Origin of the sequence: Streptomyces sp. NPDC058741 (genome assembly GCF_042746715.1) — a bacterium.
GTDB lineage: Bacteria > Actinomycetota > Actinomycetes > Streptomycetales > Streptomycetaceae > Streptomyces.
The window spans coordinates 5,697-12,957 of sequence record NZ_JBHYQH010000032.1; the positions used below are offsets into that span (position 1 = coordinate 5,697).

At 75.9% G+C, this 7,261-nt stretch carries 3 protein-coding genes and 5 pseudogenes; 2 read left to right on the forward strand and 6 right to left on the reverse strand.

Annotated features, from left to right (window positions below):
- The coding region (locus ACFW6P_RS23125; RefSeq protein ID WP_386424563.1) for an LPXTG cell wall anchor domain-containing protein at positions 1-345 on the forward strand (345 nt) is incomplete at its 5' end.
- Here ACFW6P_RS23125 and ACFW6P_RS23130 read toward each other — a convergent pair.
- The 6 genes and pseudogenes from ACFW6P_RS23130 to ACFW6P_RS23155 all read right to left on the reverse strand — a co-directional run bounded on the left by ACFW6P_RS23130 (position 309) and on the right by ACFW6P_RS23155 (position 6,490).
- Positions 309-1,471: pseudogene (locus ACFW6P_RS23130) on the reverse strand (GNAT family N-acetyltransferase). The gene ACFW6P_RS23125 and the pseudogene ACFW6P_RS23130 overlap by 37 nt on opposite strands.
- A pseudogene (locus ACFW6P_RS23135) lies at positions 1,468-2,119 on the reverse strand (lipopolysaccharide biosynthesis protein). Before ACFW6P_RS23135 ends, ACFW6P_RS23130 begins: the two co-directional pseudogenes overlap by 4 nt.
- Positions 2,120-2,125: 6 nt before the next feature.
- Positions 2,126-3,212, reverse strand: a pseudogene (locus ACFW6P_RS23140) (glycosyltransferase); the annotation flags it as partial.
- Between the two features lie 25 nt (positions 3,213-3,237).
- A complete protein-coding gene (locus tag ACFW6P_RS23145; RefSeq protein WP_386424566.1) occupies positions 3,238-4,572 on the reverse strand; it encodes an O-antigen ligase family protein in 1,335 nt (444 codons plus the stop codon).
- A gap of 7 nt (positions 4,573-4,579) precedes the next feature.
- Positions 4,580-5,083: pseudogene (locus tag ACFW6P_RS23150) on the reverse strand (sugar transferase); the annotation flags it as partial.
- 245 nt (positions 5,084-5,328) lie between these two features.
- Positions 5,329-6,490: pseudogene (locus ACFW6P_RS23155) on the reverse strand (glycosyltransferase family 4 protein).
- Positions 6,491-6,971: 481 nt separating this feature from the next.
- On the opposite strand from ACFW6P_RS23155, the gene chpG reads away from it, so the two are divergent.
- Positions 6,972-7,211, forward strand: coding sequence for a chaplin ChpG (chpG, locus tag ACFW6P_RS23160; protein WP_386359803.1), 240 nt, complete (start codon positions 6,972-6,974; stop codon positions 7,209-7,211).
- Positions 7,212-7,261 lie beyond the last annotated feature (50 nt).

Below are 7,261 nucleotides of genomic sequence, written 5' to 3' on the forward strand. Positions count from 1 at the left end.
ATCGACGCGGTAGCCGTGCTCAACCCGGCCTTCGGCAACTCCTGTGTCAACGAGGACGGGTCCTACGGCGATGACGGCGGCTACGGCGACACGCCCTCGACCGAGCCGCCGCACACCCCACCGGCCGAGCACCCGCACACACCACCGTCGGGCGGCCACAGCTCCACGCCCCCGGACTCACCCTCAGGAGAGCACCCCACGCCTCCTGGCCGGGCTGAGCAGCCGCCCAGTCTCCCCGAGACCGGTGCCGGGGAAATGGTCGGTACCGCGGCCGCCAGCACCGCGTTGATCGCGGGCGGCATCATCCTCTACCGACGGGGCCGGGCGGCCCGGACCCACCGCTGAGGCAGCGGGTGCCGGACGCCCGCGTCCGGCACCCCTGAAGTGATGCGGCGCTCCCTCAGCCGCCACAGCAGGTCCTTGCCCCGCCGGCGCGCGCACACGTCCCACAGCGCCGCCGACAGCAGGGGCGCCGTACGCCGCCGGGCCGGCAGCAGCCGCTGGTTCACCAGGCTCCGCGGACGCCAGTGGTGCTTGTAGGGCTCGTCACCGCGCAGCAGGCTCAGCGTGCCGGGCGTGCCGTCCTTGGTGTGGGTGGCGGTCGCGTCGAGCGGCATGGCCGCCACGTCCGCCTTCCGCTCCCGCAGGCACGGGTGCGCGCCGTACAGGTAGCCGCCCGCGAGCAGCGGCGACAGCAGTGTCACGTCCACGGCCACCACCTCGCCGTCGATCCGGAACTCGGTCACCACCGCGTCCCCGGAGCGCACCATCGGCCCGACCGAGCGCACCAGATGCTCCCGGAACCGGGTCCGCAAATGCTCCGACGTCACCTTCCGCCCCTGCCACTGCATCCGGTGCAGCTCAAGCAGCCGCAGCAGCGCCGGTTCCACCCCGTCCGGGTCGATCAGCCGGCGCTGCACGCCGAGCGCGTCCAGTTTGCGCAGCTTCGCGCGCAGCCGCTGCCGGCTCGTCGTCGGCAGCCGGGCGATCAGCTCGTCCATGGGGGCGGCGGGCAGCTCCAGGCACGCCGAGTCGTCCACGCGGGCGCGGGGCCCGGGCCACCGGTCGTGGACCCGTTCGGCGGCGCCGCCGGGCCGTACCTCGCGCAGGTCGATCAACGCGGTGCGGGCGGCGGCCGACAGGGCGCCGGTCAGCGCGGCCAGTGCCGCCTCGCCGTGCTCGTCGTCCACCAGCACGTCCCCGTAGTCGGAGATCGCCCCGCCGGGCGGAACCAGCACCGGCAGAAGCCGGCGTTCGAGGTGAGCGGGGCCGCCGCGACGAGGTCACCGCGGTGGCGCACCAGCACCAGCCGGAGCCGGCCGCGCCGGCCGTAGGACTGCCACCACGAGTGCAGCCAGGCGTGGCTCTGGAACGGCGTGGCGGACGCGCACCGCCGGTGCAGCCGGTCCCAGTCCGCGGCGAGCGAGGCGAAGACCCCCTCCTCAGTGACCAGTTCCGCGGTGTACGTCACAGCTGCCGGTGTGCGTCGGCGGCGACGGCCGGACCGGGCACGGCCGCGGGACGGCCGGTGGGCCCGGCGTCCCGCCGTGGCCGGACCAGCACCAGCAGCCCGCCCAGCAGCCCGCCCGCGCTCGCCCCGACCAGCCACGTCACCCCGGCGGACGCGGACGACGGCTCGGTCGGCGGGACCGCGCGGGCGAACCGCTGGAGCTCGACGTGCGTGGACTGCTCGGTGTCGCCCGCGTGCCGGGTCAGCGCCCGGGCCACGGAGTTGGCCATGTCGGCGGCGAGGTCCGGACGGGAGGAGGTGGCGGTGACCGCGACCATCGGCGCGTCCGGCGAGGTCGCCGTCCGCACGCTCTCCTGCAGCGTCTTCACGGGCACACCGGCCCGCACCTGGGCGTCCCCCAGCACCGCGAGCTGCGGCGCGACCCCCCCCGTAGGCCTGGGCGAAACCGAGGGCGGTGGCGGTGTCGGACTTCTCCGTCGGCACGGCCACCACATAACTGGTCGCCGTGTACGCCGGTGTCCTGACCAGGCCGTACGCACCGCCGAGCAGCCCACCGGCCACGGCCCCGGCGGCGAGCAGGGACCAAGGGGGCAGGGACCTGGTGCGGGAGGTGACCTGACGGTGGTGCCGTGCGGGGGTGTCGGTCATGAGGCGGGGGGCTCCTGGGGCGTGGGGGACGGGGGACGGGGCGACCGCGGCGGCGTACACGTCCATGAGCCGGGCGGAGCTGCGGGTGATGCAGTAGTGGCGGGCGGCTTCGGGTGCCGTGCGCTGCTGCGGCGTCCGCCGCCGTACGTCCGTCAGGGCACGGGCGAAGGCGTGGGGGCCGCCGGTCACGCGCCGGGCGGTGGGTGCCGCCGACGGGGACAGGTCCTCCAGGGGGGCAGGACGCGTAGAGGACCGGCAGGCCGGACGCGAGGGCCTCCACGATCGCCAGGCCGAAGGCCTCCTCCGGGGACGGTGAGGCGAGCACGTCCATCGCGGCGGCCAGCGACGGCAGGTCGGGGCCGGGCGAGCCGTCCGGGACGCAGGGGCGCTCACCCGTGAACAGCACCCGGTCGGCGACCCCGGCGGCCCGGGCGGTGCGCCGCAGCACGTCCTCCTCCGGGCCGCCGCCGACCAGCAGCAGCCGGTGGTCGCCGGGCAGCTGTGCCAGCGCCCGGATCAGCACGCCGAAGCGCTTGCCCGGTGCGAGACGCCCGACGGCTCCGATCACGAAGACGTCGTCCGGCAGGCCCAGACGGCGCCGCGTCTGGTGGCGGCGGGCCGCGTCGAAGCGGAAACGGGGCAGGTCGAAGCCGTTGGGCACGACCTCGATGCGCGGCCCGGGCACGCCCCAGCGCCTGAGCCGCTCGGCGACCGTGGGGGACACGGCGACGGTCGTACGGCCCAGGCGCTCGCCCGCCAGGTACAGCGCGCGGACCCCCGCGTTCAGGGGGCGGCCCTCCATCTGCGAGTCGCCCAGGGAGTGCTCGGTGGCGACCACCGCCCGGACCCCCGCGAGGCGCGCGGCGATCCGGCCGTAGAGGCAGGCGCGGTACAGGTGGGTGTGGACGAGCTGGTAGCCGCCCGCGCGGATGACCCGCACCAGACGCGGCAGTGCCCCCAGGTCGCGGTTGCCGGCCATGCCGAGGTGGTGGACGCGCACCCCGTCGGTGCGCAGCCCGTCCGCCACCCGGCCCGGGAACGTCAGCGTCACCACGTCGCAGTCGACGGGCAGGTGCCGCAGCAGCAGCCGCAGTTGCTGCTCGGCTCGGGGGGCACCGTCATCGCGCCGGAGCCTCCTGCGCCGCGTTCCGCCCGGCCCGACCGGCCGGGGGAAGCGGGGACGGCCCGCGGCCCCTGTCGGCGGTCAGGGCCCACCAGGCCACCAGGCCGAAGCACACCGCCGTCAGGACCGTCGAGGGGCCGCCGATGTCGGCGTAGGCGAAGTCCGTCAGCTGCCAGACCAGGAGCCCGCACGCGGCCAGCCCGCAGTCGAGCCCCGGCCGGCCGGCCCGCCACAGGGCGCGGACCGCGCACAGCAGCAGGGCCAGCCAGCTGCCCGCCAGGGCCAGCAGACCGATCAGCCCCTGCTCGGCCAGGATCAGCAGGTACATGTTGTGCGGGGACAGCAGCGGCTGCCTGCGGAACGCCGCGCCCGCGCCCTCCGTGTCGCTGCCCGCCGACAGGGCCAGTGAGGCGTGCGAGTCCCGGTGCTCGGGGAAGCCCTTCAGGCCCACCCCGGCCACCGGGTGCTCGCGCCACATGCCGGTGGCCGCTGCCCACAGGGTGTACCGGTCGGTCACCGACTGGTCGGGCGCGTCCGCGACTCGCGTGATGCTGCTGATCCGCTCCTGCAGCATCGTCGAACCGACCCCGAAGCCGCCCACCAGGATCACGCTCGCCGCGGCCATCACCGCCCCGGCCGTCAGCGCCCGCCGCCGCCCGGACAGCAGGAGCTGCGCCCCGCACGCCACCGCCGTGGCGATCCACGCCCCGCGGCTGAAGGACAGCGCGAGCGGCACGAGCAGCGCCAGCGCGCCGGCCAGGGCGATGATCCGGTGCCGTAGGGGCCCGGTGCCGAGCGCGAGGCCCACCGCGCACACCAGCCCGAGCGAGACGACCGTCGCCATGCCCATCACGTCCTGCGCCCCGAACGTGCCCACGGCCCGCACCGGCCGCCCCTGGTAGGAGGCCCCGGTCCCGGTCACGTACTGGTGCACGCCGACGGCCCCCTGCCACACCGCCAGTCCCACGAACGACCAGGCCAGCAGCCGGAAGTCGCCCCGGTCGCGGACCAGCAGCAGCACGGCGGCCGGGACCAGCACGAACACCTGGAGGTAGCGGCCGAGGCCGGTGAGCCCCTCGCCCGGCGGCACGGCCCCCATGGCGGCGACGGCGACACCGAGCACCGGAAGCCCCAGCACCACGGCCGCCGTTCGGGACAGCGGCCGCCGCCGGTCCCGTAGCAGGCGGACCGCACAGAACAGCACCACCAGCGCGGACACCGCGTCGGCGGGACCCGCGCCGCCCTCGCCCCCCGGCCCCACGGGCAGGGCGAGCAGGACGACGACGGCCAGCAGCGGCAGGACGGGCGCGTGCGCCCCGAGCCGGTTCATCCGCGCCTCAACTCCCCGTCGGACGCACGAGCGCGGCCGCCGTGCGCAGCAGCAGGCAGACGTGCTGCCACAGCGACCAGTCGTCGATGTAGGCGTTGTCGAACCGGGCCCGGTCCTCGATCGAGGCCCCGCGCAGCCCGTTCACCTGGGACAGGCCCGTGATGCCGACGCGCACCCGGTGGCGGGCGGCGTAACCCGGGTAGGTCTGGCGGAACTCGGCGACGAAGTAGGGGCGTTCGGGCCGCGGTCCGACCAGGCTCGTGTCGCCTCGCAGGACGTTCCACAGCTGGAGCAGCTCGTCCAGCGAGGTGCGGCGCAGGAGGCGGCAGAACCACGGCATGCGGCGTTCGTCCGCCACGCTCCAGCGGGTCGCCGACTCGTGCTCGTCGACGGGGCGGTGGGTGCCGAACTTCAGCAGCGTGAAGGTCCGGCCGTCCTGGCCGATCCGCTCCTGCCGGAACACCACCCCCGGACCGCCGCTGACGCGCAGCACCCCCGCGCACAGCAGCAGCGAGGCGGCCACCAGCACCGCCAGCAGCAGCGGGTGGCGCTGCGCGCCGGTCAGCGCCAGCGCGCCCAGCACGGCGGCGGTGCCGTCCGCGGTGAGCAGCGGCAGGGATGAGGCGGGCCGGGCGGGGGGCCGCCGGGCGGGGAGGCGGAAGCCCGCCGCGGGCCCGCGCGGCGGCAGGAGCGCCAGGGGCGAGGAACCGAGGTCCCGGGTCTGCCCGGTGGGAGGGGGGACGGTGCTTTCCGCGGTCACGAGTGGACTGTCTCCCTGTGCTCGGTGGACACGGCGTGCGCGTCCAGGAGTTCGCGGTACACGTCCGCGACCGCCTGAGCCGTGCGGCGGACGTCGTGCGTGGACAGGACGTGCCGGCGCCCCCGGTCGCCGAGCGACGCGCGCAGCGGCGGGTCCGCCAGCAGCGCGGTGACGGCCTCGGCCAGGGCCGCCGGGGCGAGCGCGGGGACCAGGCAGTGCGGTACGAGGGCGGCCGGCAGGCTCTCCCGGGCCCCGCCCACGTCCGTCACCACCACCGGCCGCCCGCACGCCATGGCCTCCAGCGGGGCCAGGGCCATGCCCTCCCAGCGCGAGGGCAGCACGACGAGATCGGCCGCCTGGTACCAGGGCACGACATCGGCGACGTCCCCCGCGAACAGCACGGACGGCGGCGCCAGGGCCCGCAGCCGGCCGTGGTCCGGGCCGTCGCCGACCAGCACGAGCCGCGCCCCGGGCACCCGGCGCGGCACGGACTCCCACGCCGTCAGCAGGGCGTCCTGACCCTTCTGCCGGCACAGCCGCCCCACACACAACACCAGCGGACCCCGGGGCCCGCCGTCCGGCAGCAGCGCCGCCCGTACGGTGTCCGCGGCGGCCGGACGAAAGCGGTCGGCGTCGATGCCGTTGGGAACGACGCTCCACCGCCCGCGGACCCCCGTCCGCTCGCCGAGCCGGTTCCGCCTCGCTCACGCACACCACCCGTGCGGCCCAGCGCGCGCCCCACCGCTCCCAGCCGCGGGCGAGTGCCGCGGTCGTCCCGCCGACCGCCTCGAACGACCAGGCGTGCGGCTGGAACACGGTGGGGATCCGCCCCCGCACCGCGAGGCGCGCGGCCAGCCCGGCCTTCGCGCTGTGCGCGTGCAGCAGGTCGGGCCGTACGTCCGCGACGACCCGGGCCAGACGCCGTGCCTCGCCCGCGAGGGACGGCCCCGGCGCACGCGTCGCCGCCCAGGGCCGTACGTCGGCGCCGAGGGAGGTGAGCCGGGCCGTGAGGGGGCTGCCGGCGCAGGCGACGGTGACGCGCAGGCCGGCGGCGAGCTGCGCCCGGGCCAGGTCCGTCACGACGCGGGCGACACCGCCGTCCACGGGCTGGGTGACGTGCAGGACCCGTGGGGGAAGGGCGGTCGAAGACAGGTGCATGCGCGGTTCTTCCTCGCTCACGAACGGTGCTCGGGACGGCGGGAACGCGCCTGACCTCCGGGTGCCGGCGGTGCCGGGAAGCGCTCCGGCGCACGCCGCGTCCCGCCGGGCAACGAGCCGGGCGGCCACCTGGTCACCACCACACCGCTGGACGTCGCGGACCGTGCTCCTCCCGGGTGGTCCGTCGAAAGGGCGAACGAGGCGTATGCGGGTCGCGCCTGACCGGCACGGCCTTTCGGGAGACGTGTCAGAGGCCCGTCACGAGGGCGGTGTGCTTGCTGGCGGAGTGCGTCGGGAGGTGCGCAACAGTAGTCTTCATCCCAACTTTTCTTGATAGAGCGGGCGTGTATGTCGGAACGGTGAAGGCGGACCTTCCGGTGAGATCACTCCTTTGGCGGCACAACTCGCGCGCACCGCACGCGTTGACACAGCGCCGGGCATCCGCCCGGATGTCTGTGTCAACCCCAAGGAGCACCTCTCCATGTCGCGTATCGCGAAGGGCCTGGTCCTGACCTCCGCTGCAGCTGCCGCCGTCGCGGGCAGCACCGGGATCGCCGCCGCCGACAGCGGCGCGCAGGCCGCCGCCGCCCACTCCCCGGGCGTGCTGTCCGGGAACGTCATCCAGGTCCCGCTGCACGTCCCGGTCAACGTCTGCGGCAACACGGTCGACAGCACCGGCCTGCTGAACCCGGCGTTCGGCAACGAGTGCGAGAACGACTGACGTCGTTCCGGATCCCCGACCGGCCGCCGTCCCGTGGGACTTCCCGCGGG

Bases quoted from the DNA above. Each gene is read 5' to 3' on its own strand.
- ACFW6P_RS23145 (WP_386424566.1), bottom strand. From the start codon at position 4,572: ATGAACCGGCTCGGGGCGCACGCGCCCGTCCTGCCGCTGCTGGCCGTC.
- chpG (WP_386359803.1), top strand. From the start codon at position 6,972: ATGTCGCGTATCGCGAAGGGCCTGGTCCTGACCTCCGCTGCAGCTGCC.